Below are 1,238 nucleotides of genomic sequence, written 5' to 3'. Positions count from 1 at the left end.
GTCCGCGCCCGCAGCGGGTCCACGGGCAGCGCGTGCCGCGCGAACCAGCGGGCCGCCTCGGGAGCCGGTGAGGGGTCGGTGAACTCCGCACCGGCTCCTCCATCCTCGACAACCCGGCCGGCTTCATCTCCGACATCATCAGCGGTGTCCTGGCCAACGGCAGCTGATTCACCTGCTCCACCTGTAAACACTCCGTCGGGGAATGTGATCGAGGGTGGCATCGAGTCTTCGGACTCGGTGCCACCCTCGAACTTTTGTCGCGATCACACTCCGTCGTGCCCTGCGTCGAACAACCAGATAGGAAAGCATTACCTAAGTCATTCGCGGTATGATCCATCGATGAGTTCCACAGGATTTCCGTACTGGGCTGTGCCGGCGGGCCGGTACGTACCGCTCCCCTTCGCCATGACCACGTCCACCATCGGGCGCGATCAGAAGCGGGCGTGGCGCGAGATCCGCCATCCCGAACATGAACTCCTGTGGGGCGCTTCCGGAGAGATGAGCGCGTATATCGACGACGTTCGTTGGCAGATCCCACCGACGGTCGGCATGTGGATTCCGGCTGGAACTCCACGTCGCATCACGCTCGGCGCATCCACCGAGGCACGCTTCACCTACTTCCGGCCCGAGTCGTTTCCCCACCCGTGGACCAAACCCGCGATCATCGGCATAGACGACGTGGTCAAGACGATGCTCATCCATCTGCACCAGCGAAACATGCCGACCGAAGCTCGCTTGCGGGCAGAATCAGTAGTCTTCGACACCCTCGCACCCATCGAGGCGGCCGATGTCGCGGTGCCGATGCCCGCCGATCCCCGGGCCCTCGCCGTTGCACGCCGCTTGATCGCCGACCCCGCCGATCAACGCGGGCTTGCCGATTGGGCCTATGTGGTCGGTGGAAGCCCCCGCACCCTGAGCCGCGTGTTCTCTCAGGGCACGGGGATGTCCTTCACCGAGTGGAGAATTCAAGTTCGCGTCCGCGCCGCGATGTCCTATCTCGCTGCGGGCGTTCCCGTTTCGACGGTGAGCCGTCGCGTCGGATACGAAACCCCCAGCGCCTTCACCAGCGTGTTCCGCAAGGTCACCGGACGGACACCGAAGAACTATTACTCGGACGCGTGCGAATTGTCAGCCTAACTGGTCAGAACCCGTTCATCTTCGAGACCAGTTCGGCGAAGGCATATTTGACGCTCAGCGACGTGGGTGAAGCCAAGGCCATGACTCGTGCCAGACCGAGC

General features: G+C 63.3%; 2 protein-coding genes. One reads left to right on the top strand and one right to left on the bottom strand.

The window, feature by feature from the left end; translation table 11 throughout:
* Positions 1 to 191, bottom strand: a 191-nt coding sequence (locus tag ABT116_RS47785) for a hypothetical protein (protein ID WP_351647746.1), incomplete at its 3' end; no start/stop codon positions are given.
* Positions 192 to 339: 148 nt separating this feature from the next.
* Between ABT116_RS47785 and ABT116_RS47780 the strand changes: the two genes are divergently transcribed.
* A complete protein-coding gene (locus ABT116_RS47780) occupies positions 340 to 1,137 on the top strand; it encodes a helix-turn-helix domain-containing protein (RefSeq protein WP_019746842.1) in 798 nt (265 codons plus the stop codon).
* Positions 1,138 to 1,238 lie beyond the last annotated feature (101 nt).

Origin of the sequence: Streptomyces sp. NPDC002130 (genome assembly GCF_040296465.1) — a bacterium.
Classification (GTDB): Bacteria; Actinomycetota; Actinomycetes; order Streptomycetales; family Streptomycetaceae; genus Streptomyces.
Note: the sequence above shows the minus strand (reverse complement) of the source record. Positions and strands in the feature narration are given on the sequence as shown.